Genomic DNA, 25,709 nt, shown 5'->3' with positions numbered 1-25,709 from the left:
GCACCACTCTTCTCGATCGCCGTCGGGGGGTCGATTACCGTCAGGGGTATGACAACTCTCGCGGCCGGCAGGCGGAACGGCAAAGGCGGTGCCCCGCGCGCGGGCACGGCGTCCGACGTGGGCGCGCTGCTGCGCGGCTGGCGCGAGGAGCGGCGGGTCAGCCAGCTGGAGCTCGCGCTGCGCGCGGACTCGTCGGCGCGGCACATCAGCTTCGTGGAGACGGGCCGCTCCAAGCCCAGCGAGGAGTTCGTCCTGAAGCTCGCCGAGCACCTGGACGTGCCCGTGCGCGACCGCAACGCGCTGCTGCTGGCCGCCGGGTACGCGCCGCGCTTCCCGCAGACCCCGCTCGACGACCCGGCGATGGGCGCGCTGCGCGCGGGCCTTGAGCAGCTGCTCCAGGGCTACGAGCCGTTCCCGGCCCTGGTCGTCGACGCGACGTACGACGTGGTCGCCGCGAACCGCGGCATCGCCGCGCTCCTCGACGGCCTGCCCGAGCGCCTGCTCGCGCCGCCCCTGAACGCGATGCGGATCGTGCTGCACCCCGAGGGGCTCGCCCCGAAGATCCGCAATCTGCGGGAGTGGCGCGGGCACCTGCTGCACCAGATGGAGCGGCAGATCGCGCTCCAGCGCTCGCACGCGCTGCGCGCGCTGTACGAGGAGGTGGCGGCCTACCCCGTGGCGGACCCGGGCGAGGACACGGCGGCGGACGGGCAGGTGCCGCACTTCGCGCTGCCGCTCAGGATCGAGCACGAGGGCCGGGTGCTGTCCTTCATCTCGTCCATCTCGACGTTCAACACGCCGATGGACGTGACCGTCGCCGAGCTGGCCGTCGAGACCCTGCTGCCGGCCGACCCGGCGACGGTCAAGTACCTCCAGGACCAGGGGTAGGCGGGCCCGCCCGGGAGGCGTCCTACGGCGTCCCCTCCCCGGCGCCCTCCGCCCCGTCGCCGCCGTCCTTCCTGCCGTCGCCCTTCTTCCCGTCGCGCTCGTCGTCGACGATCTCCGCGTCGACCACGCCCTCGTCGGCGGGCGGCCGCTCGCCGGAGTCCTCCGGCCGCGCCCCGCCGCCGGAGGCGCCCGCGGCCGCGTACATGGCCTGCCCCATCTGCTGGCTGACCGTGGCGAGCTTCTCGGCGCCCGCGCGGACGGCCTGGGTGTCGCCGCCGTCCAGGGTGCTCTTCAACTCGGCCGCGGCGGCCTCCACTTCGGCCCTGGTGGCGGCGGGGATCCGGTCGCCGTTCTCGCGCAGGAACCGCTCCGTCTGGTAGACGAGCTGCTCGGCCTGGTTGCGGGTCTCGGCGGCCTCGCGCCGCTTGCGGTCCTCCTCGGCGTACTGCTCGGCCTCGCGGACCATCCGGTCGATGTCGTCCTTGGGCAGCGCGGAGCCGCCGGTGACGGTCATGCGCTGCTCGCGCCCGGTGGCCTCGTCCTTCGCCGAGACGTGCATGATGCCGTCGGCGTCGATGTCGAAGGTGACCTCGATCTTGGGGACTCCGCGCGGCGCGGGCGGAAGCCCGGTCAGGTCGAAGACGCCGAGCTTCTTGTTGTACGCGGCGATCTCCCGCTCGCCCTGGAAGACCTGGATGCCGACCGACGGCTGGTTGTCCTCGGCGGTGGAGAAGGTCTCCGAACGGCGCGTGGGGATGGTCGTGTTGCGCTCGATGAGCTTGGTCATGATGCCGCCCTTGGTCTCGATGCCGAGGGACAGCGGGGTCACGTCGAGCAGCAGGACGTCCTTGACGTCGCCGCGGATCACACCCGCCTGGAGGGTCGCGCCGACGGCGACGACCTCGTCGGGGTTGACGCCCTTGTGCGGGTCCCTGCCGGTCAGCTCCTTGACCAGGTCGGTGACCGCGGGCATGCGGGTGGAGCCGCCCACGAGGATGATGTGGTCGATCGCGGAGAGCTGCACGCCCGCGTCCTTGACCGCCTGGTGGAAGGGGCCCTTGCAGCGGTCGAGCAGATCCGCGGTGAGCTCCTGCAGCTGGGCCCGGGTGAGCTTCTCGGAGAGGTGCAGCGGCCCTTCGGCGGAGGCCGTGATGTAGGGCAGGTTGATGTCGGTCTCGCTGGCCGAGGAGAGCTCGATCTTCGCCTTCTCCGCGCCCTCGCGCAGGCGTTGCAGGGCCATCTTGTCCTTGGCCAGGTCGACGCCGTACGCGTTCTTGAACTGCCGTACGAGGTACTCGACGATGCGCTGGTCCCAGTCGTCGCCGCCGAGCCGCGTGTCGCCGTTGGTTGCCTTGACCTCGATGACGCCCTCGCCCATCTCCAGGAGCGACACGTCGAAGGTGCCGCCGCCGAGGTCGAAGACCAGGACGGTCTGGTCGTCGCCCTTGTCGAGGCCGTAGGCGAGCGCGGCGGCCGTGGGTTCGTTGACGATCCGCAGGACGTTCAGGCCCGCGATCCCGCCCGCCTCCTTGGTGGCCTGGCGCTGGGCGTCGTCGAAGTACGCGGGCACGGTGACCACGGCGTCGGTGACGTCCTCGCCGAGGTAGGACTCGGCGTCCCGCTTGAGCTTCTGCAGGACGCGTGCGGACAGCTCCTGCGCGGTGTACCGGTGGCCGCCGACCGCGGCGCCCTCGGGGAAGCGCCAGGCCGGGTCGCCCATGTGGCGTTTGACGGAGCGTGCGGTGCGCTCCACGTTCGTCACCGCCTGGCGCTTGGCGACCTCCCCGACGAGCACGTCGCCGCTCTTGGCGAAGGCGACGACCGAGGGCGTGGTGCGGGCGCCCTCCGCGTTCGCGATGACGGTGGGCTCGCCGCCCTCCAGGACGGCGACCACGGAGTTGGTCGTGCCGAGATCGATGCCGACCGCACGTGCCATGTCCAACAACCCCTTCCGACGCGGTGTACTCCGCCCTCCAGCACAAAACTTGAGCGGGTCATTGTCAATGCCGCGTACGGTGCCGCAGGAGACACGACGAAGCCGCCGCCCCCGTGTACGGGGCCGACGGCTTCGCGCGGTGTCCGCGGCGGGTCAGGCCAGCTTCGCCGACAGCGTGATCGTGGTGCCCGTGAGCGCCTGGCTGACCGGGCAGTTGGCCTTGGCGTTCTCGGCGGCCGCGAGGAAGGCGGCCTCGTCGATGCCGGGCACCTCGCCCTCGACGGTGAGGTGGATGCCGGTGATGCCCGTGCCGGGCTGGAAGGTCACGTCGGCGGACGTGACGAGCTTGGTGGGCGGGGTGCCCGCGCCGGTCAGGCCGTGGGACAGCGCCATCGAGAAGCAGCTGGAGTGCGCGGCGGCGATGAGCTCCTCCGGGCTGGTCTTGCCGTTCGCCTGCTCGGCGCGGGACGGCCAGGACACGGCCTGCTCCCCGATGCCCGAGGAGTCGAAGGTCACCGTGCCGGAGCCCTCGGTCAGGCTGCCTTCCCAGACCGTGTGTGCGGAGCGCGTGGTAGCCACGATGCCAAATCCCTTCAGTGAAGTTCGGTGGCCCCCATCCGATCACACTCCGGGGGAAATCGCGGCGTACGGGGTCGGTACGGGGCCGTAAGAAGGATCACCCGGGCGGTGCCCGGCGGGTGTCCGCCTGCGCCCCGCGATGAACCTTCCGCATCAACTGTCCGTCTACGTAACAAAGTTGAACTCGATTGGGGGACACGTGCGCCATCACAGAACCAGAGCGGGCGCGGTCGCCGTCGCGACAGCGGTGGCCGCGGCGCTCACGGCGGGCCTGACGGGACCGGCGGCGGCCGAGGGCGGCCGACCGGTCCCCGGGGGAGCCGCGGGGCCCGCCCTGTCGGCCGGGGCCGAGGGCGTGGGCGGGGCCGGGAACGGCGCCGGGGCCGGTCCCGCGCAGCGGCTCACCCTCGTCACCGGCGACCGCGTCGACGTCGACGCCGCGGGCCGCGTGACCGGCTTCCGCCCGGCCGAGGGCCGCGAACGGATCCCGGTGCACACCCAGACCGTCGGCGGCCGCACGCTCGTCCTGCCGTACGACGCGCGGCGGCTCGTCGCCGAAGGGCGCGTGGACCGGCGTCTGTTCGACGTCACCGAGCTGAGCCGCGAGGCCGACCGCACGCCCCGGCAGCAGGGCCTGAAGCTGATCGTCGGCTACGAGGGCCCGGCACGCGGCGCACGCGCCGGTGTCCGGGCCGCCGGGGACACCACGGTCCGCCGCGTCCTGCCGTCCCTGAACGCGGAGGCCGTCCGCACCCCGCGCCGGGACGCGGCCCTGCTGTGGCGGACCCTCACGGACGCCCGCGGGTACGCGCCCGGGGTCCGCCGCCTCTGGCTCGACGGCACCCGCGAGGCGACCCTGGACAAGAGCGTCCCGCAGATCGGCGCCCCAAAGGTCTGGCGGTCCGGGTACGACGGCAAGGGCGTGACGATCGCCGTCCTGGACTCGGGCGTCGACTCCGCGCACCCCGACCTCAAGGACCAGGTCGTGGCCGAGAAGAACTTCAGCGCGGCCCCCGACGTCGAGGACCGCGTCGGGCACGGCACGCACGTGGCGTCCACCGCCGCGGGCACGGGCGCGGCCTCGGGCGGGAAGCTCAAGGGCGTCGCGCCCGGCGCGAAGGTCCTGAGCGGCAAGGTGCTCGACGACGAGGGCTTCGGCGACGACTCCGGGATCGTCGCGGGCATGGAGTGGGCGGCCGCGCAGGGCGCCGACGTGGTCAATCTGAGCCTGGGCGGCGGGGACTCGGAGGGCACCGACCCGCTGGAGGCCGCGGTCGACAGGCTGTCGGCCGACAAGGGCGTCCTGTTCGCCGTCTCCGCGGGCAACAACGGCGAGTCCGGGCCCGGCACCATCGGCTCTCCGGGCAGCGCGAAGGCCGCCCTCACCGTGGGCGCGGTCGACGGCGACGACAAGCTCGCGGACTTCTCCAGCCGGGGCCCGCTCGCGGGCGGCGGCACCGTCAAGCCCGACGTGACCGCGCCCGGCGTGGACATCACGGCCGCCGCGGCCCCGGGCAGCCAGATCGAGAAGCAGGTCGGGCAGAAGCCGGACGGCTATCTGACGATCTCCGGCACCTCCATGGCGGCCCCGCACGCCGCGGGCGCCGCCGCGCTGCTCAAGCAGCGGCACCCGCACTGGAAGCACACCGAGCTGAAGGGCGCCCTGACGGCGTCCGCGCGGGGCGGCGCGTACAGCCCCTTCGAGCAGGGCGCGGGCCGGATCGCCGTGGACCGGGCCGTCGACCAGACGGTGATCGCGCGGCCGGTGTCGCTCGACTTCGGCAAGCAGCTGTGGCCGCACGCCGACGACAAGCCGGTCACGAAGAAGGTCACGTACGAGAACCTCGGCGACCGGGACGTCACGCTCGACCTCGCGGTGACGGCGACCGACCCGAAGGGCCGCCCGGCCCCCGCCGGCTTCTTCGCCCTCGGCAAGCGGAAGCTGACGGTCCCGGCGGGCGGCAGGGCGGCCGTGGACCTCGTCGCGGACACCCGGCCCGGCGGCTCGGTCAACGGCACGTACGCGGCGTACGTGACCGCGACCGGCGGCGGGCAGAGCGTGCGCACGGCGGCCGTCGTGGAGCGCGAGATCGAGCGGTACGAGGTGACGCTGAGGACCGTCGGCCGCGACGGGCGGCCCACGCCGGACCACGTGACCCTGCTCCAGGGCCTGACCGGCGGCGACAAGGGGCAGAACCTGTGGCCGCAGAGCCCCTCGGGAACCGTCAAGGTCCGCATCGCCAAGGGCAGTTACCTGCTGGACTCGGCGGTCTACGTCGATCCCGACAACGGCGACAAGGGCATCGACTGGCTGGTCCAGCCCAAGCTGACCGTGAACAAGAAGATGACCGTGACGCTCGACGCCCGCAGGGCGAAGCCGGTCGACATCACCGTCCCTGACCCCGGGGCCGAGCTGGCGTTCCTGGACGCCCGCTACACGTACGCGGGCAACGAGCTGGGCGCCCTGGACATCAGCAGGTTCGGCAGCCTGCGCACCGCGCACCTCGGCCCGGCGGTGCCGGGCGGCTTCGGCCAGCAGTGGCTCGGGACCTGGCGCAAGGGCGCGGACCAGCGCTACGACGTCATGCTCGGCGGCAAGGTCACCAAGTTCGCGACCGGCTACACCCGGCACCTGAGGAAGGCCGACTTCGCGAAGCTGACGATCCGCTCCGGCGCGTCGGCCCCCGGCCGGTGGGGCGACCTGTCCGTCGCCGGATACCTCCCGGAGGCGGGCGGCATCTCGCCGATCCTGCCGCCGCAGCGGCTGCCGCGCACCACGACGGCGTACGTGTCCGCGCTCGACGGCGCGAAGTGGGGCGTCGAGTTCTCTCAGTACGGCGACGAGGACGCGGGCGGCGACCGTCCCCTGGAGAGCTCCTACGAGCGGGACCCGCGGGCCTTCCGGGCCGGGAAGGCCTACACCGAGACGTTCAACACCGGCGTCTTCGGCCCGCTCCTCGGCCCCGGCACGGGCGTCTTCCGCAAGGGCGACGAACTGCGCGGCCGGATCCCGGTCGTCGCCGACGGCCGGGGGCACCCCGGCTGGTCGCGCTACACCGCGCAGAAGTCGGTCCTGTACCGCGACGGCGTGAAGGTCGCGGAGAAGGACGACGCGGTGACCGGCGCCGAGGGCTTCAAGGTCCCGGCGGACGACGCGGAGTACCGCCTGACGGCGTCCGTCACCCGCTCCCCCAAGCTGGCCGCGGTGTCCTCGCGGGTCGAGGCGAGCTGGACGTTCCGCTCGCGGCACGTGGACGGGGAGGCCGCGCTGCCCGTGTCCACCGTGCGGTTCACGCCGAAGCTGGGTCTGGACAGCCGCGCCCCGGCAGGCGTGAAACAGTCCGTCCCGGTCACCGTCCAGGGCCACGCGGCCGGTGGCAACCTCGCGTCCCTGACCGCGTACGCCAGCTACGACAAGGGGCGTACGTGGACGGAGCTCACGGTCAGCGGCGGCAAGGCCGAGGTGACGAACCCGGCCCGCGGGAAGGGCGTCTCCTTCCGTGCCGTGGTCACCGACCGGCAGGGGAACGCGTCGACCGTGACGGTTCTCGACGCCTACCTCGGCCGGTAGACGGCAAGTAGACAGCCTCCGCTTCCCGCCCGGCCGCGCGGCCCCCTCGGAGTGTTCGAGGGGGCCGCGCTGGTGCCCGGGGGCCGGTACGAACAGGGCGGCGGCGAACGCCCGGGCCGCCGGGGCCCCTGGGGCGGCGCGGCACCTCCGTGGCGCGTTCCCTATGGCCGGAATGTCACCTGGGCAAGCCCCGGTCGCGGTGACACTTTTAGGCCCCCTCGACCGCGTGCGGTTCAGCCACGCGACGGGGAGACCACCCAGGGGGTAAGGCCATGCGCATGAACTACGCGGACCGCGGACCGTCTCCGCTGGAACCGGAGAAACCGGCCGCGGCCGGACAGCGGGACTCGACGTTCGGCTGGTGGGGCGCGTTCAGCATCGAGAGGTTCGCCGACGCCTCGCCGCTGTCGTACACGCACGAGGACGCCACCGGCTTCCTCGCGTACCTCCAGCAGTTCTACGACCGCAACTTCTGGTTCGCCGACGGCGGCGTCCAGGTGTGGGCGTACGAGGAGGCGTACGACAACTGGCAGGACCGCTACGGCATGGACGCCGCGTGCGCCGTGTACCACTCGGGCCACGGCACCATGGACGGCAACGGCGTCTTCGTCGCGCCGCTCGGCGCGGCCTGGGACGGCCGCACCCGCGCCTACTCGAACCGGATGGCGCTCGGCAACGAGAAGGCGAAGTATGTCTTCTGGTCGACCTGTCTGTCGCTCCGGGTGCTCGACGGACACTCCCCGATCCGCACCTGGGCCGGGCCCAACGTCGGCTTCCGGATGCTCTTCGGCTTCGAGACCGTCAGCATCGACAACCCGGACTACGGCAAGAAGTTCTGGGAGAAGTGGCGGTCCGGGCAGACGTTCTGCGACGCGTGGCTGAACGGCAGCTGGGATATCTACCACGGCCAGGCCCCCTCCGTGTGCGCGGTCGGCGCCACCCAGGCCGAGGCCGTCAACCGGCTCAACACGGAGCGCAACTTCTTCCGCGACGCCGTGCCGGACAACTGGTACGCGTGGCGCTGGTACCACGCGCGCGAGTCGCTCGCCGACCGGTTCACCGAGGCGCCGCAGGACGCCCAGGTCGTCCAGCTGGCACCGCGCGACCCCAGCGAGGAGCTGCTCCGGGCCGGGCGCATCGCCGACTTCCCGGCCGCCGCCCTCGAAGAGGTGCAGGTCGAGCGGCAGGGCGTGCTCAGCGCCACGTCCGGCGACCGCACCGTCTCCACGGGCCCGCACGCGGTGCGCTGGCTGCGGCTCGCCGAGCCGAACCACCGCAACACCACGCGGCTGCCGAGCGAGATCGCGATCGAGCGGGCCCGCGCCTTCGCCGAGGAGCACGCGGACGGCGCCGAGCTGGTCGTGGAGGGCGTGCACGACCTGATGCAGAACTCCGGCACCAAGGACGGCTCGGAGCTCGGCGTGCCGCAGAGCCTGGTCACCCACGTCACGTTCCGGCAGGCCTTCGACGGCGTCCCGGTGATCTCGCCCGACCGCGGTCTGGTCCGGGTCGGCCTCGACAACGACGGCAACGTCGTGGAGGCCCAGCTGGCCACCCGCGGGGCCGTCGGCACCTCGCGCGAGCCCAGCAGCCGGGTCGCGCCGCCCGCGGCCGAGGGCGCCCGGGAGGGCGGGGCACCGGCCCCGCGCGATCCGCAGGAGGCCCTCGCGGTGGCGCAGGAGCGGCTGCTCGCCGACCTCGCGGTGCGCGGCACGGGCGAGGACGGCGACTACGCGGCGGCGGTCGCGCGGGAGTCCCGGCCCGAGGTCAGGGACGTCCCCGGCACGTTCCAGGTGGGCTACGAGGTGACCGGCAACGAGGCCTATGTCGGCGCCCGCAAGCTGATCGAGATCGGCCCCGAGGACGGCTTCAGGACCCGGCGCTGGGTGACGGCGCCGCTCGCGCGGTGACGCGGCGGGGCGGGGACTAGGAGGAAGGCGTACCGGCGGCCCGCTGTCGGCGGGCCGCCATCCACGCGTACACGAGCACGCCCGCGAAGAGGAACAGGACGCCCTGGTAGACGGCCGCGTACCCGGCCCCGGCGACCAGCCACATCGAGAAGCCGAACGCGGCGCAGGCGAGCACGGCGTCGCGCACCAGGCGCCCGCGGCGCACCCGCTCGCGCTGCCCCGAGGCCAGGAAGTAGATCTGCGCGGCGGTGGCGAGCAGATAGGGCACGCTGGCCGTGAACGTGGTGACGAGCACGAGGACCTCGAAGACCCCGGAAGGCCCCGCCGTGTAGTTGTACACGGTCAGGAGCGAGGCGAGGACCACGGTCACGAGGACGCCGACGGTGGGCACGCCGCGCCGCTTGGTGGCGAACGCGCTCGGGAACAGGCCGTCCTTCGCGGCCGCGTACGGCGTCTGGGCGCTCAGGAGCGTCCAGCCGTTGAGCGCGCCGACCATGGACACCAGCGCGGCGAGCGCGACGGCGGTGCCGCCCCAGGAGCCGCCGAACATCACGTTCACGGCGTCGGAGAACGGCGCGGTGGAGGTGATCAGCTTGTCGTGCGCGACGGTGCCGAAGACGGCCAGGGTGCCGAGCAGATAGACGAGGGCGGCGCCGAGCGTGCCCAGGATGGTGGCGCGGCCCACGTTGCGCCGCGGGTCGCGCACCTCGCCCGCGCTGACGGCCGCGGACTCCACGCCCAGGTACGAGAAGAGCAGGATCGCCGCTGCGGCGGACACCGCGCCGAGCGCGCTGTCGTCGCCCGCCCGGAACGGGCCGAGGTTCGCCGGGTCGAAGAAGAAGAGCCCGCCGACGGCGACGAGGAGCAGCGGCAGGAACTTGAGCACGGTGGCGACGAGCTGCACGGCGCCGACGTACCGCGTCCCGGCGAGGTTGGCGAGCGCGGGCAGCAGCTGGAGCACGAGCGCGGCCAGGCAGGCGGTCCACTTGTGGTCGGTCACGGGCATCAGGACGTCGAGGTAGCCGACGGCGGCGACGGCGAGCGCCGCGTTCGACACCCAGGTCGTGATCCAGTACGCCCAGGCGGCGAGGAAGCCCGCGAAGTCGCCGAAGGCCTCCCGCGCGTACACGTACGGGCCGCCGGTGCGCGGGTCCCGCTCGGCGAGGCGGCCGAAGACCAGGGCGAGCGCGATGGCGCCCGCGGTCAGGACGGCGAACGCGACGAGGCTGATCGTGCCGAAGGGCGCGACGGAGGCCGGGAGCAGGAAGATGCCGCCGCCGATGATGTTGCCCATGACGAGGCAGGTGGCGATGGGGAGTCCGAAGCGGCGCGCGTGCTTGCCGTCGTCGTGCGGCGCGGCCGCCGCGTCCTGCTTCGGGGCCGGAGCCGACGGTGGTGCGGATCCGGTGTCGTGCATGGGGTGGTGCGCCTCTCGTCGTGCCGGGCGCCCGGGATCGCCGGGCGCGGGCCCATGGTCAGGCACCGGGGACGCGCTGCAAAATCACTGCGTTTTGTCCTGTACGACGTGGTCGGCGGCCGGAAATGCTGTCGGTGCCACCGGGTCCGGAAGGCGATCATCCGCAGGTGTGACGCGGGGCACTTCCGGCCCGTGCGCCTCGCGCAGCCAGCGCCGCAGGACCCGGTGCACGGCCTCCGCGCCGACGAGCTCGGTGCCCTCGGCGACGGGCCGCGAGAGCGCGAGCGGGGACAGCAGGAACGGCCGGGACTGGGCGCCGCCGAGCCCGCCGTGCGAGCCGATCTGCTCCTCGAACGCGAGGACTTCGCCGTCCAGCGGGTCGTACGCGGAGTTGACCATGATGTCGGCGGTGTGCGGGAAGCCGTCGGTGCGCCGCACGGCGTCGGCGGCGCCGGGCCCGAAGTCGGCGAGCGGCCCCAGGGCGTCCGGGCCCGGGTCCGCGGGCAGCTCGTCCAGGTACACCTCGGCGCCGCGCGCGCCCAGGACGAGGGGCCCGCGGTCCGCGCTGCGCACCAGCAGGAAGCCGATGCCCGGGTGGTTGGCGAGCGTCGGCAGGAGCGCGGGGTGGCGCCGGTCGATCTCCTCGCGCGTCATGCGGTGGGGCACGTCGGGGAAGGAGACGAGCCCCAGGTTCCCGGACGCGAGCACCACGGGCTCGGCGATGCGGCGCGGCCGGTGCTCGCCGGTGCCCTCCTCCACGGGCCTGCGCAGCGCGGCGCGCACCGCCGCGCGGGCCTCGGCGCCGCTGCGGGTGCGGCGGGCCCTGCGCGGCACGGGCAGTCCGCAGCCGGCCCGCACCAGGTCGCCGAGGGTCAGGCCGTAGCGGGCGCGGTAGGTCTCGCCGGGGCTCTGGCCGTGGTCGGAGAGCAGCACGATGCGGTACGGCCGGGGCGCGTGCTCGGCGACCTGGGAGAGCAGCACGAGGGACCGGTCGAGCCGTCTGAGGACCTTCTCCGCGTCGCCGCTCGTGGGCCCGGAGTGGTGCGCGACCTCGTCGTACGCCACGAGGTCGGCGTACACGGCGGCCCGCCCGGCGAGCATGTCGCCGATGACGGCGGCGACCACGACGTCGCGCTCCACGACGGTGGCGAAGGCGCGGATGAAGGGGTACAGGCCGCCCCTGCTCACGCGCGGGCGGCGGCGGCGCAGCCGGGCCCGGGTCGACTCGCCGATCTCGCGGCCGACCTCGGCGACGAAGGACAGGGCGGTGCGGACGGCGTTGGCGGGGTCGGAGAAGTAGGCGAAGTACCCGGCGCGCGAGCGGTTCTCCTTGCCGCGCCGCGCGGCCATGGAGAGCACGAGTGCGAGCTGGTCGGCGCCCCCGCTGAAGAGGTTGCCGCGGCTCGCGCCGTCGTAGGTGAGCAGGCCGCCGTCGCCGGTGCGGGCGATCGCACGCCGCTGGAGCTCCACGGCGGACGCGGGCCGGTTGGACACCATGACCTCGCCGGTGTCCTTCTCGTACCAGCGGAAGGCGGGCACGTCGTGGTTGCTGCCGTGCAGGATGCCGAGCTGGCTCGCGCCGGTCTGGCTCGACCAGTCGGTGCGCCAGGGCGTGAGCCGGTGCGTGGCGCGCGCGCCGGGGCCCCCGTCGGCGCCGAGCCAGCGGGCGACGGTGGGCAGCACGCCCTTGCGCGCCGCGCGGCACAGGACGTCGTGGCCGACGCCGTCGAGCTGGAGGAAGACGGTGCCCGGGGTGCCGGCGTGCTGCGGTCCCGCGCCACGGCGGCGCCTGCGGTCCGCTAGGCGGTAGAGGCGGCGCCGGTACGCGTCGTCGTCGCGGACGGCGAGCGCGCCGCCCGTCGCCGACGCCACCGCCGACATCACGGCCGCCACGACCACGGCGGTCTCGGCGTTCGCGTCCCCGCGGCCGTCGGGGATGAGCCGCAGCGCGAGCAGCAGGAGCGAGCCGTTCAGGAAGAAGGTGAGCAGGCCGATGACCAGGGCGGGGACGAGCAGCAGGGCCCGCACGAGCAGCGGCCACACCAGCGCGGAGAGGAGGCCGAAGGCGCCCGCGCCGAGGGCCGCCGTCACGGCGATGCGGGTGGCGCTGTCGCCGTCGTCCGACTGGAGCTTGAAGTCCGGCAGGATGCCGGCGAGGACCAGCATCGTGAGCGTGCTCACCGCCCAGACGGCGATCACCCGCCCGAGGCCGCGCCCCACCGTCCGCCACCGACCACCACGCACCGCGCTCCGCCCGCCTCACGACCCGACCTTGCCCTTCAGCCTGTCACAGGCCCGGGAACCCGGCAGGCGCCAGGGCACCGGAGCGGGGGTCAGCAGCCGTCGTAGCCCGCGGTCGGCATGGAGAGGCGGCGGTGGACGCGGGCCTTCATGTGGGAGTCGTAGCACGGCTCTTCGAAGCCCGCGGTCTCGATGCGGACGCCGCGCCGGGCGCACTCCGCGGTGAACTCGTCGGCGGACCGCAGCGCCCGCTCCAGGACCCGGCGGCAGGGGACCACGAACAGATCGACGAGGCCCGCGTCGACGTCGTTCCAGAAGACGGCGTGGTCGGCGCGCAGGCCGCGCACCACGAGCTCCCGGGTCACCACGTAGCCGTGGGCGGCGGCCCAGCGCGCGCACATCGCGTGCTGGCTGCGCGAGTCGACGAGGAACGGGTCGCTGTCCAGCTCCTCCAGGGGCGTCAGGCTGGCGATGGCGGCCACCCGCACCGCGCGGGCCGGTCCCCCGCAGGTGTTTCCCATGGCGTCCCCCTCACCTCTGGCGTCAGCCGACGACACTACTCCTGGCCGTAGGCTCGGAGACAGTCACACGAAGGAGGAACGGTGCGGCCGGACGTCACGGTCACTTGGTGGGGCCATGCCACCTGCACGGTCGAGGATTCCGGGACGCGCGTCCTGACCGATCCTCTCTTCGCGCGCCGGCTCGCGCACTTGCGCCGCCGCAGGGGCGCCCTGCCGCCCCCCGAGGCCGCCGTCGCCGACGTCGTGCTGCTCTCCCACCTGCACGCCGACCATCTGCACGTGCCGTCCCTCGCCCGGCTCGCGCCCGGCACCCTGGCGCTTGTCCCGCGCGGCGCGGCGCGCTCGGTGCCGGGGCTTCGCCGCCTGTCCCACCTGCGGTTCAGGGAGGTCGCGCCGGGCGACGAGGTGCCCGTCGGGGACGGCGGCGTGGTCGTGCGGGTGGTGCCCGCCCTGCACGACGGCCGCCGCCTGCCGGTGGGCCCGCACCGCTCCCCCGCCCTCGGGTACGTCGTCCAGGGCGCGGCCCGGACGTACTTCGCCGGGGACACCGGCCTGTTCGACGCGATGGCCGACGAGGTCGGCGCCGTCGACGTGGCGCTGCTCCCCGTCGGCGGCTGGGGCCCCTATCTGGGGCACGGCCACCTCGACCCGGCCCGCGCCGCGGAGGCCCTGGCGCGGATCGCGCCGCGCAGCGCGGTGCCGGTGCACTACGGCACGTACTGGCCGATCGGCATGGACGCGGTGCGGCCGCACGAGTTCCACACGCCGGGCGACGAGTTCGTGCGGCAGGCCGCGCGCCGGGCGCCGGACGTGGCGGTGCACCGCCTCGCGCACGGCGAGAGCGTCCGGCCGGAGGCCGCCCGATGATGCTCGCCGCCGCGGCCCAGGTGTCGCCGGACTCCACGCAGCAGGCGGTCGGCTATCCGTCGCTGTTCCTGCTCGTGGTGGTCGGCGCCCTGGTGCCGGTGGTGCCGACGGGGGCGCTGGTCAGCTCGGCGGCGGTGGTCGCCTTCCACCAGAGCGACACCTCGCCGTTCGCGCTGCTCGTCGTGTTCGGCGTGGCCTCGCTCGCGGCGTTCTGCGGCGACATCGGTCTGTACTGGCTCGGGCGGCGCGGCATGCGCTCGAAGAACGGGTCGCGCTGGCTCGAGGCGATCCGCGACCGCGCGCCCGAGGAGCGGCTCGCCCGCGCCCAGGACAAGCTCCGGGACCACGGCGTCCTGGTCCTCGTCCTGTCCCGGCTCGTGCCCGCGGGCCGGCTTCCCGTCATGCTGGCCTGCCTGCTGGCCCGGATGCCGCTGCGCACGTTCGCCCGCGGCAACCTCCCCGCGTGCCTGGCCTGGGCGGTCACCTACCAGCTCATCGGCATCCTCGGCGGCTCCCTGTTCAAGGAGCCCTGGCAGGGCGTGGCCCTGGCGGTCGGCCTCACCGTCGTCATCAGCACGGCCCCGGCCCTGTGGCGCCGTCTGCGCCCGCGCGGCGCCGCGTCGGAGCGGGCCTAGCCGGGACCCAGTACCCGCGACCCGCCCACCGGCAGGTCCCAGAGGTCACCGGGGGCGAGGCCCGCCCCTGCCCAGGCGGCGCGCACCCGCTCCAGGGGTTCGAGCACCGGCTCGGCGGACAGCAGGAACGTGCCCCAGTGCATGGGGGCCATCCGCCGCGCCCCGACGTCGCGGGCGGCCCGCACCGCCTCCTCCGGATCGCAGTGCACGTCCCGCAGCCACCAGCGCGGCTCGTACGCCCCGATGGGCAGCAGGGCGAGGTCGATGCCGGGGTAGCGCTCCCCGATGCGCGCGAACCAGTGCCCGTACCCGGTGTCCCCGGCGAAGTACACCCGCTGCCCCTCGCCGTCGGTGAGCACCCATCCGCCCCACAGGCTCCGGCAGGTGTCCCTGAGCCCGCGCTTGGACCAGTGGTGCGCGGGCACGAAGCCGAAGCGGACGCCGTCGAGTTCGGCGCTCTCCCACCAGTCGAGCTCGGTGACGCGCGTGAAGCGGCGCCGGGTGAACCACCGTCCGAGCCCGGCGGGCACGAACAGCGGCGTCGCGCGTGGCAGCCGTTTGAGGGTGGGCGCGTCGAGGTGGTCGTAGTGGTTGTGGCTGATGACGACGGCGTCGACGCGCGGCAGCGCGCTCCAGGCCACGCCGACGGGGGTGACCCGGGCGGGGGTGCCGAGGATCCGCCGGGACCAGACGGGGTCGGTGAGGACGGTCAGGCCGCCGATCCGCACGACCCAGCTGGCGTGGCCCGCCCAGGTCACGGCGACGGTACGGGCGTCGACGCGGGGCAGCGGCCCCGGTGCGAAGGGCAGCCGGGCGATGTCGGCGAGGCCCGCGGGGGTGGGCCGGAGGGCGCCTTCGCGGGCGAACCGCGCGAAGGCCAGCAGGCCCGGCAGCGGCGCGGTGAGCCGGTCCGCGAACGACTTGGGCCACAGGCGCGGCGAGCCGGGCCCGCGCGCCGGGGCGACCGGGCGGCGGACGTCCGTCGATGTCCGGCCCGGCGCGCGGGCCGGGGGCGTCGTGTCCGTCGCGGCCGTCGCGGCCGCTGTGTCCGTCGCGTCCGCCCGTCGTGCCCGCGCCGTGTCCGCGTCCGTGTCCTGGGGCTGCTGCTGTGTCTGCGTCACCGAGGAGGCTCCCATCGCTGTGCTTCCGCGCGGAGGTCGTCGAGGGCCGAGCCGATCCTGGCCAACGCCCGCTCCACGTGCGGCGATTCCAGTGGCTCCGGGGCGCTGAGCGCACGGGAGCGCTCCTCGGGGCCCGGCCCGAGGAGCGCTCCCGTGGACAGGCGTACGCGCAGCGCGTCGATGTCGTCGCCGAAGCGGTGGCCGCCGGGGGCGGGCAGGCCGAGCCGCTCCTGGAGGTGGTCCTCCAGCTCCTGCGCGTCCGTGACGCCACGCGCGGCGAGCCCGGCGCGCAGCGGGCCGAGGTCGGCGTACACGTGTCGGCCGACCGCGGGGGGCCGGGCGAGCGCGCCCGCGCCGACGACGGTCTCGCGCAGGGCGGCGGCCAGGCGCGCGTGCAGCCGGTTGGCGGCGGCCAGGCGCGCGGTGATCTCGTCCGGCTCGCCGAGCGCGTACGTCGCCGCGGCGGCGACCGGCGCGGCCAGGGTCGCGCCCAGGGCCGTGAGCACGTCGAGGGCGCGGGCGCGCAGCGCGGCGCCCGGGCCGTCCGCGGGGAAGCGGGCGACGGCGGCGGGCAGGGCGGGCGGCAGGAAGGCACCGGCGAGGTCGCTGACGACGGTGACCCGGCCCGGGGCCATCTCGGCGGGGCCGATCAGGACGGTGTCGTGCGGGCGGTGCACGGTGTCGCGCCACGTCTCGTCGCTCACGATGTGCAGGCCCTCGCCCGCCGCGGCCTCGACGGCCTCGTGGACCGCGTCGGGCGGCGGCACCGTCGCCGTCGGGTCGTCGGCGACGGAGAGCACGAGCAGACGCGGCGCCCCGCCCTCGGCGCGGACGCGCCGGACGGTCTCCAGGAGGGCGTACGCGTCGGGGACGCCGCCGCACTCGGCGGGCGTCGGCACGTGGTAGACGGAGCGGCCCAGGAGCCGCACCTGGGGCTCCCACCAGGCGGCGCACGGCCGGGGCAGCAGGACGTCGCCGCCGACGGCCGCGGCGACGGCGAGCAGCAGGGGGGCCGCGCCGGGCGCGGCGGCGACGTGCCCGGGCTCGACGGGCAGGCCGCGGCGGTCCCAGTAGCCGCCGGCCGCCGCGCGCAGCGCCGGGTCGCCGCCGGGCGGGGGCGCGTGGGTGCGGCCCGCCGCGGCCGCGACCACGGCGGCGAGCTCCGGCAGGACCGGCAGGCCCGGCTCCGGCAGGGGCGGGCCCGACCGGACGCGGCCGCGCGCCGCCTGGTCCGTCCGCCGCATGGGCACCTCCGTGCGCTCCCCTGGCCACCCGTGTGACCATCCGCGTGCCGTCGGGTCTGTGCGTACCCACGGCGGCGCCGCTCCATCTTCCGGGGGCGGACGCGTTGCTCCGTGCGGCGGTCAGCGCGTGGAGGCGCGATCGCGGCGCAGTCGGTGGACGGCGGCGGCGCACGCGCCCGCCACCAGGACGCCACCGGCGGCGAGGGCCGCCGGTGAGTCGGTGAAGGCGCCGCCCCGGCCCGCGCGGACGCCGTGCGGCGCGGCGGGCGCGGGCGCCGTGTGCGAGGGGCCAGGCGCGGCACGGGTGACGGTGAACGTGGCCTGCCACTGGCCGTCGTCGGGGCACACGCCGTCCACGGACCACTCCGAGACGGGTCCGGCGGCGTTCGGGCCGCCGCCGTCGAAGCCGGTGGTGGGGGCGATGCGGGCGGTGCCCTGGTAACCGGCGCCGCCGGGGTTCCGGTTCTGGTGGTCCGGTACGCGCTGGAGCGTGACGGTGCCCTGCTCGAAGGCCTGGGAGCTGGCGTCCATCGTCTGCGGGGGCGTGGTGCCGGTGGCCGGGCAGGCCACCGAGACGGTGACCTGCTCGCCGGGCGCGGCGCGCGCCGGGGTGACCTCGGCGGCCGCGCCGCCCTCCGCGTGGGCGGGCGGCGCGAGCGCGAGGAGGGGGTACAGGGCCAGGGTGAGGGGGGCCAGGGCCAGCGGGACGGAAGTGCGCATGGGTTCATTCGAGCCGTTCCGCGCCACGCGCGCTCGTCGTCCCGCGCCGGACGGGCTAAAGGCTCCGCCTCGCCAGTGTGGTCAGCTCGCGCTCCAGGCCGCGGCCGCGGGTGTCCACCAGGGCCGCCGACACCTCGGAGAGCTTGCGGTTGGTGGTCTGGGAGATGCGCCGCAGCAGGCCGAAGGCCTGGTCCGCGTCACAGCTCAGGACGTGCATGATGATGCCGCGCGCCTGGTCGACGACGGGCCGGGTGCGCAGCGCCTCGCCCAGGTGGTCCAGCTCGGTGAGGGCGGCGCGGTAGTGGCGGTCGCGGACCAGGCCGGCCGTCGCGAGGTCGCCGAGCGCCTGCGCGGGGCCGCAGCTCACGTCGTCCAGGCTGCCGGGGCGGAAGCTGAACAGGCTGAGGGTGAGGGTGAGGCCGGAGCGCCTGAACGGCAGCGTCACGCTCGCGCGGACGCCGGAGTCCAGGGCGAGGGCACGGTATTCGGGCCAGCGTTCGTCGCGCAGCAGGTCGGCGGCGTCCACCGCTGCGCCGCGCTCCTGCGCGGCCGGGATGGGTCCCTCGCCGGAGCGGAGCTGGACGGAGACGAGCCCGGCGAGGTCGGGGTGGGTGACGGCGGTGGGCAGCTCGTCGCCGCCGTCGGTGACCGTGGTGCCCGCGCCGCAGCACGCGGCGGTGCACCGCACGGCCTGTTCGGCGAGTTCGGACAGTCTGCGCTGGGGCAGGACGGATTCCGGTCCCTCCGGTCCGATCGGCATCGGCATGGCGCTCTCCTCCTTGCTTCCCACCTGTGCGGTTTCCCGCGGAAGCCTCCGGAAAACGGGTCCAGCGGTTACGTTCGACGCATGCCCCAGACTGAGGAGTTCGGTGAGGAGCTCGCGGACTTCGTGCGCCGCGTCGCGGAGTTGAAGGCGTCGCGCGCCGTGCCGTCCGGCGACCTCGGCACCATGCTCGACGCGGCCCTGTTCGAACTGGACCACGCGGCCGAGCGGTTGTGGCCGGGGTTCGAGCGGCTCTCGGTGGACGGCCCGGCCGCGGCCGTCTCGTCCGACCGCGACGAACAGCGGCTGCTGCGCGCGGTGTTCCAGCGGTTCCCGCTGCCCGTGGTGCTCGTCGACGCCGAGACCGTGGTGCGGCGCATGAACGGCGCGGCGACGGGCCTGACGGGGGTGCGCGGCGGATACGCGACCGGACGGCCGCTGTCCGGGTTCCTGACGCCGTCCGACGGGATCGCGTTCCGCTCACAGGCCGCGGCGGTCGCCCGCGGCGAGGGCGACCGGAGCCTGACGGTGCGCCTCCAGCCGCGCCCCGAGCAGCCGCTGCGGGCGACCCTGACCGCGCTGCGGCCCGGCACGGAGCCCCGCACGGTCGTCCTCGTCGTACTGCAGCCGGTGGGAGCGGGTGAGCCGCGGGCCGACGAGCACGGCACGTTCGGCGCCCTGCGGGGCCGCGCCCCCGACCTGGCCGAGGCGACCCGCCACGCCGAGCTGCTCGAACTGTCGGACGCGATGACGGCGGCGCTGCTCACCGCCCCGCCGGGCGAACCGGCCGAGGTGCTGCGGCGCGCCGCCGGCGTCCTGCACGGCACGTTCGCGGACTGGGTGATCACCGACGAGGGCGCCGCCCGGCCGCGCCGCACCACGGTGCTCGGGCCCCGGGGCGGGCCGGTGGCGGACGTCCTCGCGCAGGATCCCGCCGACTGCCCGCTGGTGCTGGAGACGGTGCGCTGCGGCGCGCCCGTCCTCCAGGTGCGGCCGCACCCCGAGGACGGCTTCGGCCGGGACGCGTCCGGCGCGCCGGTGCTCGTCCGGGCGCAGGTGACGTCCTTGCTGTGCGTGGCCCTCGGCGCGGGCACGGGCGGTCCGCCCGAGGGGGTGCTCAGCCTGTTCAGGACCGGCGCGCGCCTCGCCTTCTCGATGGCGGAGGCGCGCGCCGTGGACGTGATGTCCCGTCACATCGCGCTCGCTATGCGGCGTCCCGGGTGATCTCGCCGGACGCGGCGGGGCGGGGGCGGGCCGGGTGCCGCGTCAGGTCGCGGGTGATCTCGTCCCGCAGCCGCCCGCAGCAGCGGCTGATGAGGCGCGACACGTGCATCTGGGAGATCCCCAGGTGCTCGGCGATGCGGCTCTGCGTCATGTCGCCGAAGAACCGCATGTAGAGGATGGCCCGTTCGCGCTCGGGCAGCGCAGCGAGGCGCGGCTTGACGGCCTCGCGGTCCACGACGACGTCGAGCGCGGGGTCGGGGCCGCCGAGCGTGTCGCGCAGGGCGTAGCCGTCGTCGCTGCCGGGCAGTTCGGCGTCCAGGGACAGGGCGGTGAAGCTGTCGAGGGCCTCAAGGCCTGTGGCCGCGTCCTCCTCGCTCATCCCGGCCCGCTCGGCGATCTCGGCGATGGTCGGGGCGCGCCCGGACACGGTCTGGGAGAGGTCCTGGCAGGCGAACCGCACGCGGTTGCGCAGGTCCTGGACGCGCCGGGGCACGTGCAGGGTCCACATGTGGTCGCGGAAGTGGCGTTTGATCTCGCCGGTGACGGTGGGCACGGCGTAGCTCTCGAAGGCGTTGCCGCGCTCCGGGTCGTAGCGGTCGACGGCCTTGACCAGGCCGAGGGCCGCGACCTGGCGCAGGTCGTCGAGGGACTCGCCGCGGTTGCGGAACCGCCCCGCGAGCCGCTCGGCCATCGGCAGCCAGGCGCGCACGACCTCCTCGCGCAGGGCGTCCCGCTCGGGGCCGTGCGGGAGCGCGCACAGCCTGGCGAAGGCCGCGGCGGTGTCGGGGGCGTCGTCGTGGGGGTGCCGGGAGGCGCGCGGGCGCCCGGCACGGGAGCTCCGCGCCGCGGGGCGCTGGGGGCGCTGCGGCTGCTGGCCGGGTCGGCCGTGGTGCGGGCGCTCGCGGTGCGTCGTGCTCGATGAGTTCGTCTTGCTCGGTGAGTTCGTCTTGCTCGGTGAGTTCGTCGTGCTCGACGAGTTCGTTCGGCTCGACGAGTTCGTCGTGCTCGACGAGTTCGTCGTGCTCGACGAGGTCTCTGCGGGGACAGCCGCGGCTTCCTCAGGACGTGCTGCGTCCGTAGGCATGGTGCGTCACAACTCCCTTGGCGGTGCTTGGGGTCGCACGGTCACCGTGGGAGTGCGGGCACGTGCCGCGTCAGGGCACACCCGGGGCGAATGAAGCCTCTCCCACGGACGTGCCTCCGTTCCGAAGCACTCCCTTCCGCCTGCCCCTCGCACCGCGCACCAAACGCCGCGACGGCCAGGGCGCGGGTTTTCCCCCGGCGTCCGGGGAGACCCGGTCCGGGGAGGCCCGGGAGTGACGCGAAGGGCATACGGCGGGCCCGTGTCCGCTCGGGCGGCGTCCGGTGTGGGGCTCGGGCACCGCCCGGCCGCGTCCGTCACAGGGCGCGGTGCGCGCCGTCGCCCACGAAGGGCTCGAAGGGTTCTTCGGACCGCTCCGCGGGTGGCAGCAACAGCTCCTCGTACCGGCCGAGCGCGAGCACCACGCCCAGCAGCAGCACCGGAATGAACACGGCGAGAACCGCCATGACCGCTCCTCCCCTCTGCGTGAAGGCTTCGATGTGAGGGAGGTCGCGCCCCGGGTCTCCCCCGCCCATCCGGGCAAACCTCGGCCGCGCGCCGGATCGCGCCCCCTCCGGCCAGGTGAGGCATGGAGGGGCGGCACAGGGGTACTGCGGGCGGGGTCGCATCGGTGACGGACGAAGGCTGACGAACGAAGGCTGACGGACGAAGGAGGTCTCTGCGGACATGGCGGAGTACGTGAGGGAAGTCATGACACCGGGGGTCGTCGCGGTCAGGCCCGACGCCTCGCTGGTCGAGGCCGCGCAGTTGATGCGCGCCCAGGACATCGGCGACGTCGTCGTGGCGAACGGCGATCAGGTGGTGGGGGTGCTCACCGATCGGGACATCACGCTGCGGGCCGTGGCCGAGGGCGCCGACCCGCTGACGGTCAGCGCGCAGGCCGTGTGCACGCCGAACCCGGTGGTGGTGGGCCCCGACGACGAAGTGGCGGCGGCGGTCGGCCTGATGCGCGACCACGCGGTGCGCAGGCTGCCGGTCGTGGAGAGCGGCAGGCCGGTGGGCATGGTGAGCCTCGGCGACCTGGCGATCGAGCAGGACCCGGCGTCCGCGCTCGCCGACATCAGCCGTGCCGCGCCTGACGGCGGCGCGGGCCCCGCCCGCTGAGCGGGCGGCACGGCCCTGTTCAGGGGGTGCGGGTTCAGGGGGTGCGGCCGAGCAGGCACAGGAGTTTCGTCTGCGCGTCCGCCTCCGGCGGTGGCGGCACCGCGGCGGCGAACAGGCCGCTCTTCGCCAGGTCGGCCGCGTACGGGGCGACTTCGCGCGCGGCCGCGGCGACGAGTTCGCCGGGCAGGCGCTCGTCGGCGCCGATGGCGCGCGCCAGGTCCCAGGTGTGCACCACCAGGTCGGTGGTCATCTGGGCGCAGTAGTCGCGCGCGGGCGTGTCGCCGTAGCTGAGGTGGACGGTGCCCGCGAGCGCGTCCGGCGCGCGGAACGCGGCGCGGGACGCCGCGGCGGCGGTGTCCCAGGAGGCGACGGGGTCGGGCCCGAGCTGATCGCCGTCGAAGGCGTCGCCGACCGCCTCGACGGTGGCGCGGTCGCGGACGAGCGGCGGGGCCCACAGCTGCTCGGCCACGAGGTGGTTGACGAGGTCGCGGACCGTCCACCGCGCGCAGGGCGTCGCGGCGTCCCACTGGTCCTGCCGGACCGCGTGGACCCGCTCGGTGAACTGGTCCAGGGCCTGGCCGTGCCGTTCCAGAACCCGTCGGTCCTCGCTGGCGCTCATGCGGTCTCCCGTCCGTCGGTCCGGCGGCTGCCGTGCTGTCGAGTCTGACCGGGACGCCCGGCGCGAACCACCGGGGAGGGGCCGGGAAGGGACCTGGAAGCCACCTGGCAGCGGCCTGGAAGGGTTCGGCGGCGTTCGGAGAGGCGGGCCCGATGGCACACGGGGGAATGCCAGGGGGAACGACCGGGCCCGCCGGTCCGAAACCGGCCCGGCGCTCAGCGGAGCCGGGCCGGAAGCACCGAGGTTCCGTCCACGGCCCGTCCCGGGAGAAGGCTAGGACCCCCGCGACACGACCGGTCCACCCGGCGACAGAGTCACGTTAGGCGGGCACCCGCGCGCCGACGATCCGCTGTGCGCACGGTCTGTCCGGATAGCGCACCGCGTCCGGATAGCGCACACGCTCCGCCCGGCGCACTCGCTGCGGACCGCGCGCTCGCTGCGGACCGCGCGCTCGGGTCAGCGCCGCAGCGTCTGGGAGGGCAGCTCCCCGAACCGCCCCCGGTACTGCTCGGCGAACCGGCCGAGGTGGGTGAAGCCCCAGCGGTGGGCGACCTCGCTCACGGACCGCTCCCCCGGCCCGGCCCCGAGCAGCTCCTCGCGGACCCGTCCGAGCCGCACGTCCCGTACGTACGCCATCGGCGACATGCCCACGTAGCGGCGGAAGGCCTCCTGGAGCCAGCGCACGCCGACGCGGCCCTCGGCGGCGAGGGACGCGGTGGTGAACGGGTGCTCGGGGCGCGCCTGGACGGCGTCCACCACGCGTTTGACGGGGGCGGGCCGCAGCTGGTGCACGGGGTCGGCGAGCCGGTCGCGGTAGCGGTGGTCGGCGGCGAGCAGCAGGCCGTTCAGGAGGGCGTCCTGGAGCGGCTCGGCGACCAGTGGGTGGGTCAGGACGCCGTCGTCCTCGCGCAGGTCCGCCACGACGGTGCGCACGAGCCGGGCCCAGCCGCGTCCGGCGCCGTGCCGCGTGTCGAAGACCGGGCCGAAGGACACCGGGCCGCGCAGCGGCCTGCCGATGAGCTGCTCAAGGCGTCCTTCGAGGGCCGCGCGGTCCAGCTTCACGGCGAGCAGGCGGCAGTCGCCGGACCAGCGGTCCAGGACGGTGTCGCCCACCGGCTGGTAGACCGCGGCGCTGCCGGGCGTCGCCGTCGCGGAGGGCACGGGGCCCTGCCGCCAGGACAGGTGTCCGCTGAGCGGGATGTTGACGTGGTAGGCGCCCAGCTCGCCGAAGCGCATCCGGACGTCGGCGCCGCAGCTCATGTCGCCGAGCGTGAGCGCCCCCAGCTCCCCGATGTCGTACCGCGCGCGGAAGGGCCGCGGCCCTTCGCACACGTCCATGAAGTTGCTGTAGTACGTGGCCTCGATGAGCTGCCTTGCCTCGTCGACGTCGCCCGTCCTGAAGGACGTCCTCACGGACACGGTGTCTCCAACTGCGCAGCGTACGGCGGAATTCCCTGCGCTGTCGGCCACGCTACCGCGCGCGCTCCACCCTGCGCTCGTCCCAGACGGGCCCCGGGGTCTCGCGGACCCGGCCGTCGGTGCCGAAGACGAGGAAGCGGTCGAAGGAGCGGGCGAACCAACGGTCGTGGGTGACCGCGAGCACCGTGCCCTCGTACGCCTCCAGGCCTTCCTGGAGCGCCTCCGCGGACTCCAGGTCCAGGTTGTCCGTGGGCTCGTCGAGCAGCAGGGCGGTGGCGCCCTGGAGTTCCAGGAGCAGGATCTGGAAGCGGGCCTGCTGGCCGCCGGACAGCTTCTCGAAGCGCTGCTCGGCCTGCGCGGTCAGCTCGTACCTGCGCAGCCGTGACATCGCCGCGCCCCTGTCCTTGGCGTGCTCGCGCCACAGGATGTCGAGGAGGGTGCGGCCTTCGAGCTCGGGGTGGGCGTGTGTCTGCGCGAAGTGCCCGGGCACGACGCGGGCGCCGAGCCGCCACTGGCCCGTGTGCGCCACCGGGCTTTCGGGGTCGCCCGCCAACAGGCGCAGGAAGTGGGACTTGCCCGAGCCGTTCGAGCCGAGCACGGCCACGCGCTCGCCGTAGAACACCTCCAGGTCGAAGGGTTCCATCAGGCCCGTGAGCTCAAGGTCCTTGCAGGTCACGGCCCGCACGCCGGTGCGGCCTCCGTGCAGGCGCATGGTGATGTCCTGCTTGCGCGGCGGCTCGGGCGGCGGCCCGGCCTCCTCGAACTTCCGCAGCCGCGTCTTGGCCGCCTGGTAGCGCGAGGCCATCTCGTCGCTGCGCGACGCGTACTGCTGCATGTCGAGCACGAGCTTCTTGAGCTGCGCGTGCTTCTCGTCCCAGCGGCGGCGCAGCTCCTCGAAGCGCGCGAAGCGCTCCTGGCGCGCCTCGTGGTACGTGGCGAAGCCGGCGCCGTGGACCCACACGTCCGAGCCCGCGGGGCTGGGCTCCACGCTGACGATCCGGTCGGCGGCGCGGGCGAGGAGCTCGCGGTCGTGGCTGACGAACAGGACGGTCTTGCGGGTCTCCTTCAGGCGCTCCTCCAGCCAGCGCTTGCCGGGGACGTCCAGGTAGTTGTCGGGCTCGTCGAGGAGCAGCACCTCGTCGGTGCCGCGCAGCAGCGCCTCCAGGACCAGGCGCTTCTGCTCGCCGCCGGAGAGCGTGCGGACCTCGCGCCACTGCGCCTTCTCGTACGGCACGCCGAGCGCGGCCGTGGTGCAGATGTCCCACAGCGTCTCGGCCTCGTACCCCCGGGCCTCCGCCCAGTCGGCGAGGGACTGCGCGTACTGGAGCTGGGCCGCCTCGTCGTCGACGGTGAGGAGGGCGTGCTCGGCGGCGTCCACGGCGCGCGCGGCCTCGCGGATCCGCGGGTGCGCCACCGAGACGAGGAGGTCGCGCACGGTCGTCGCGTCCCGCACGGAGCCGACGAACTGGGGCATGACGCCGAGGCCGCCGCTGACCGTGACCGTGCCGCCGTGCGGGCGCAGCTCGCCCGCGATCAGCTTGAGCAGGGTGGTCTTGCCCGCGCCGTTCGGCCCCACGAGGGCGGCCGATGTGCCCTCGGCGACGCGGAAGGAGACATCTCCGAGCAGCGCCCGGCCGTCCGGAAGGTAGTACTCGATGTGCGCGGCCTCTAGATGTCCCATGAGGGCGATTGTCCGTGGGCCCGCGCGTGGGCGGCAAACGGTTATCTCCCGGTCGCGGGCCGCGGGGTGCGCGGCGAGGCCGCTCGGGGCGGGTAGGGGCGGTGCGGAGCGGGGCGGAGTGGTTCGGGGCGGGGTGGTTCGGAGTGG

Annotated in this window: 21 protein-coding genes; 7 read left to right on the top strand and 14 right to left on the bottom strand. The window is 74.8% G+C overall.

Annotation, left to right across the window (positions count from 1 at the left end):
• The first annotated feature begins 48 nt into the window (after positions 1-48).
• Entirely contained in the window at positions 49-888 is an 840-nt protein-coding gene (locus tag IG74_RS0100935) for a helix-turn-helix domain-containing protein (protein ID WP_030667841.1), read from the top strand.
• 22 nt (positions 889-910) lie between these two features.
• On the opposite strand, the gene dnaK is transcribed toward IG74_RS0100935, so the two are convergent.
• Positions 911-2,824 (bottom strand): molecular chaperone DnaK, encoded by a 1,914-nt coding sequence (gene dnaK, locus IG74_RS0100930; protein WP_037824148.1) that lies wholly within the window; start codon positions 2,822-2,824, stop codon positions 911-913.
• 153 nt (positions 2,825-2,977) lie between these two features.
• Positions 2,978-3,403 carry an OsmC family peroxiredoxin gene (locus IG74_RS0100925; RefSeq protein WP_030667837.1) on the bottom strand — a complete coding sequence of 142 codons (426 nt, stop codon included), beginning with the start codon at positions 3,401-3,403 and terminating at the stop codon, positions 2,978-2,980.
• A gap of 199 nt (positions 3,404-3,602) precedes the next feature.
• Between IG74_RS0100925 and IG74_RS0100920 the strand changes: the two genes are divergently transcribed.
• A complete protein-coding gene (locus tag IG74_RS0100920; protein ID WP_030667836.1) occupies positions 3,603-6,974 on the top strand; it encodes a S8 family peptidase in 3,372 nt (1,123 codons plus the stop codon).
• Between the two features lie 272 nt (positions 6,975-7,246).
• Positions 7,247-8,884 (top strand): DUF6345 domain-containing protein, encoded by a 1,638-nt coding sequence (locus IG74_RS0100915; RefSeq protein ID WP_030667834.1) that lies wholly within the window; start codon positions 7,247-7,249, stop codon positions 8,882-8,884.
• Between the two features lie 16 nt (positions 8,885-8,900).
• On the opposite strand, the gene IG74_RS0100910 is transcribed toward IG74_RS0100915, so the two are convergent.
• The 3 genes from IG74_RS0100910 to IG74_RS0100900 form a co-directional block, all read right to left on the bottom strand.
• Positions 8,901-10,301: an amino acid permease gene (locus IG74_RS0100910; protein ID WP_030667832.1), complete on the bottom strand. Its 1,401-nt coding sequence runs from the start codon at positions 10,299-10,301 to the stop codon at positions 8,901-8,903.
• A gap of 84 nt (positions 10,302-10,385) precedes the next feature.
• Complete coding sequence (locus IG74_RS0100905; RefSeq protein ID WP_030667829.1) at positions 10,386-12,545, bottom strand: phage holin family protein; 2,160 nt, start codon at positions 12,543-12,545, stop codon at positions 10,386-10,388.
• Between the two features lie 89 nt (positions 12,546-12,634).
• Entirely contained in the window at positions 12,635-13,063 is a 429-nt protein-coding gene (locus IG74_RS0100900) for a hypothetical protein (protein ID WP_030667826.1), read from the bottom strand.
• 81 nt (positions 13,064-13,144) lie between these two features.
• On the opposite strand from IG74_RS0100900, the gene IG74_RS0100895 reads away from it, so the two are divergent.
• Both IG74_RS0100895 and IG74_RS0100890 read left to right on the top strand, forming a co-directional pair.
• Positions 13,145-13,930 (top strand): MBL fold metallo-hydrolase, encoded by a 786-nt coding sequence (locus IG74_RS0100895; protein WP_030667823.1) that lies wholly within the window; start codon positions 13,145-13,147, stop codon positions 13,928-13,930.
• The gene (locus tag IG74_RS0100890) at positions 13,930-14,565 is read left to right on the top strand and encodes a DedA family protein (protein ID WP_030667820.1); all 636 of its coding nucleotides are present in this window, start codon (positions 13,930-13,932) and stop codon (positions 14,563-14,565) included. Before IG74_RS0100895 ends, IG74_RS0100890 begins: the two co-directional genes overlap by 1 nt.
• Here IG74_RS0100890 and IG74_RS0100885 read toward each other — a convergent pair.
• The 4 genes from IG74_RS0100885 to IG74_RS0100870 form a co-directional block, all read right to left on the bottom strand.
• Positions 14,562-15,701, bottom strand: a complete 1,140-nt coding sequence (locus IG74_RS0100885; RefSeq protein WP_037824145.1) for an MBL fold metallo-hydrolase — start codon at positions 15,699-15,701, stop codon at positions 14,562-14,564. The two genes, IG74_RS0100890 and IG74_RS0100885, sit on opposite strands and share 4 nt — an antisense overlap.
• Positions 15,683-16,930, bottom strand: coding sequence for an aminotransferase class I/II-fold pyridoxal phosphate-dependent enzyme (locus IG74_RS0100880; RefSeq protein WP_030667816.1), 1,248 nt, complete (start codon positions 16,928-16,930; stop codon positions 15,683-15,685). Before IG74_RS0100880 ends, IG74_RS0100885 begins: the two co-directional genes overlap by 19 nt.
• Before the next feature lie 120 nt (positions 16,931-17,050).
• Positions 17,051-17,650 carry a hypothetical protein gene (locus tag IG74_RS0100875; RefSeq protein ID WP_030667813.1) on the bottom strand — a complete coding sequence of 200 codons (600 nt, stop codon included), beginning with the start codon at positions 17,648-17,650 and terminating at the stop codon, positions 17,051-17,053.
• Between the two features lie 55 nt (positions 17,651-17,705).
• Positions 17,706-18,416 (bottom strand): ANTAR domain-containing response regulator, encoded by a 711-nt coding sequence (locus tag IG74_RS0100870; protein ID WP_030667810.1) that lies wholly within the window; start codon positions 18,414-18,416, stop codon positions 17,706-17,708.
• Between the two features lie 81 nt (positions 18,417-18,497).
• Between IG74_RS0100870 and IG74_RS0100865 the strand changes: the two genes are divergently transcribed.
• Positions 18,498-19,637, top strand: coding sequence for a PAS domain-containing protein (locus IG74_RS0100865; protein ID WP_030667808.1), 1,140 nt, complete (start codon positions 18,498-18,500; stop codon positions 19,635-19,637).
• Here IG74_RS0100865 and IG74_RS0100860 read toward each other — a convergent pair.
• Together IG74_RS0100860 and IG74_RS52640 are read right to left on the bottom strand one after the other, a co-directional pair.
• A complete protein-coding gene (locus IG74_RS0100860; protein ID WP_051854433.1) occupies positions 19,618-20,397 on the bottom strand; it encodes an RNA polymerase sigma factor SigF in 780 nt (259 codons plus the stop codon). The two genes, IG74_RS0100865 and IG74_RS0100860, sit on opposite strands and share 20 nt — an antisense overlap.
• Positions 20,398-21,035: 638 nt before the next feature.
• A complete protein-coding gene (locus tag IG74_RS52640) occupies positions 21,036-21,185 on the bottom strand; it encodes a hypothetical protein (RefSeq protein ID WP_170316535.1) in 150 nt (49 codons plus the stop codon).
• 220 nt (positions 21,186-21,405) lie between these two features.
• Between IG74_RS52640 and IG74_RS0100850 the strand changes: the two genes are divergently transcribed.
• Complete coding sequence (locus IG74_RS0100850) at positions 21,406-21,843, top strand: CBS domain-containing protein (RefSeq protein WP_030667803.1); 438 nt, start codon at positions 21,406-21,408, stop codon at positions 21,841-21,843.
• Positions 21,844-21,877: 34 nt separating this feature from the next.
• Here IG74_RS0100850 and IG74_RS0100845 read toward each other — a convergent pair whose 3' ends face one another.
• The 3 genes from IG74_RS0100845 to IG74_RS0100835 all read right to left on the bottom strand — a co-directional run bounded on the left by IG74_RS0100845 (position 21,878) and on the right by IG74_RS0100835 (position 25,562).
• Entirely contained in the window at positions 21,878-22,462 is a 585-nt protein-coding gene (locus IG74_RS0100845) for a TIGR03086 family metal-binding protein (RefSeq protein ID WP_030667800.1), read from the bottom strand.
• A 456-nt stretch (positions 22,463-22,918) separates the two neighbouring features.
• The gene (locus IG74_RS0100840) at positions 22,919-23,881 is read right to left on the bottom strand and encodes an AraC family transcriptional regulator (protein ID WP_063761196.1); all 963 of its coding nucleotides are present in this window, start codon (positions 23,879-23,881) and stop codon (positions 22,919-22,921) included.
• A gap of 52 nt (positions 23,882-23,933) precedes the next feature.
• A complete protein-coding gene (locus IG74_RS0100835) occupies positions 23,934-25,562 on the bottom strand; it encodes an ABC-F family ATP-binding cassette domain-containing protein (protein WP_030667795.1) in 1,629 nt (542 codons plus the stop codon).
• Positions 25,563-25,709 lie beyond the last annotated feature (147 nt).

Source organism: Streptomyces sp. NRRL B-1347 (assembly GCF_000720325.1).
In the GTDB taxonomy this organism is placed as follows: Bacteria; Actinomycetota; Actinomycetes; order Streptomycetales; family Streptomycetaceae; genus Streptomyces.
This window is presented reverse-complemented; position numbering and strand designations above follow the sequence as displayed.

What these genes read in the sequence shown, in the direction of transcription:
- IG74_RS0100935 (WP_030667841.1), top strand. Translation starts at nt 49, where the DNA reads ATGACAACTCTCGCGGCCGGCAGGCGGAACGGCAAAGGCGGTGCCCCG.
- dnaK (WP_037824148.1), bottom strand. Translation starts at nt 2,824, where the DNA reads ATGGCACGTGCGGTCGGCATCGATCTCGGCACGACCAACTCCGTGGTC.
- IG74_RS0100915 (WP_030667834.1), top strand. Translation starts at nt 7,247, where the DNA reads ATGCGCATGAACTACGCGGACCGCGGACCGTCTCCGCTGGAACCGGAG.
- IG74_RS0100910 (WP_030667832.1), bottom strand. Translation starts at nt 10,301, where the DNA reads ATGCACGACACCGGATCCGCACCACCGTCGGCTCCGGCCCCGAAGCAG.
- IG74_RS0100900 (WP_030667826.1), bottom strand. Translation starts at nt 13,063, where the DNA reads ATGGGAAACACCTGCGGGGGACCGGCCCGCGCGGTGCGGGTGGCCGCC.
- IG74_RS0100890 (WP_030667820.1), top strand. Translation starts at nt 13,930, where the DNA reads ATGCTCGCCGCCGCGGCCCAGGTGTCGCCGGACTCCACGCAGCAGGCG.
- IG74_RS0100885 (WP_037824145.1), bottom strand. Translation starts at nt 15,701, where the DNA reads ATGGGAGCCTCCTCGGTGACGCAGACACAGCAGCAGCCCCAGGACACG.
- IG74_RS0100880 (WP_030667816.1), bottom strand. Translation starts at nt 16,930, where the DNA reads ATGCGGCGGACGGACCAGGCGGCGCGCGGCCGCGTCCGGTCGGGCCCG.
- IG74_RS0100875 (WP_030667813.1), bottom strand. Translation starts at nt 17,650, where the DNA reads ATGCGCACTTCCGTCCCGCTGGCCCTGGCCCCCCTCACCCTGGCCCTG.
- IG74_RS0100870 (WP_030667810.1), bottom strand. Translation starts at nt 18,416, where the DNA reads ATGCCGATGCCGATCGGACCGGAGGGACCGGAATCCGTCCTGCCCCAG.
- IG74_RS0100865 (WP_030667808.1), top strand. Translation starts at nt 18,498, where the DNA reads ATGCCCCAGACTGAGGAGTTCGGTGAGGAGCTCGCGGACTTCGTGCGC.
- IG74_RS52640 (WP_170316535.1), bottom strand. Translation starts at nt 21,185, where the DNA reads ATGGCGGTTCTCGCCGTGTTCATTCCGGTGCTGCTGCTGGGCGTGGTG.
- IG74_RS0100850 (WP_030667803.1), top strand. Translation starts at nt 21,406, where the DNA reads ATGGCGGAGTACGTGAGGGAAGTCATGACACCGGGGGTCGTCGCGGTC.
- IG74_RS0100845 (WP_030667800.1), bottom strand. Translation starts at nt 22,462, where the DNA reads ATGAGCGCCAGCGAGGACCGACGGGTTCTGGAACGGCACGGCCAGGCC.
- IG74_RS0100835 (WP_030667795.1), bottom strand. Translation starts at nt 25,562, where the DNA reads ATGGGACATCTAGAGGCCGCGCACATCGAGTACTACCTTCCGGACGGC.